The organism is Burkholderia sp. SIMBA_051 (assembly GCF_046534915.1).
Classification (GTDB): Bacteria; Pseudomonadota; Gammaproteobacteria; order Burkholderiales; family Burkholderiaceae; genus Burkholderia; species Burkholderia ambifaria.
The window spans coordinates 1-263 of the sequence record NZ_JAWRXS010000410.1 but is presented as its reverse complement, the minus strand read 5'-3'; the positions used below and the strand labels follow the sequence as shown (position 1 = coordinate 263).

Genomic DNA, 263 nt, shown 5'->3' with positions numbered 1-263 from the left:
CCGCTCGCGCTATACGTGTTCGTCACCGGCAAGGCCGAATACGACAATGCGCGGCGCACCGCGGATCTGGTGCAGGATAACCAGTTGATTTCGTCGGCGCGCATGATCGCGGGCGAAGTGCAATGGGTGGACGGCTTCCTGCGCGTGGACGTGCCGCCCGCCGCGCTCGAAATATTCGCGTCGCCTTATCGCGACCAGGTGTTCTACAGCGTGAGCGTCGACGATGGCCGCCTGCTCGCGGGCACGCCCGACTTCCCGCCGCG

The 263-nt window shown here is 66.2% G+C and carries 1 protein-coding gene; it reads left to right on the top strand.

What is annotated here, in order from left to right; genetic code table 11:
• Positions 1-263: sensor histidine kinase N-terminal domain-containing protein (locus SB771_RS35075; protein ID WP_410722054.1), on the top strand; the 263-nt coding region annotated here is incomplete at both ends.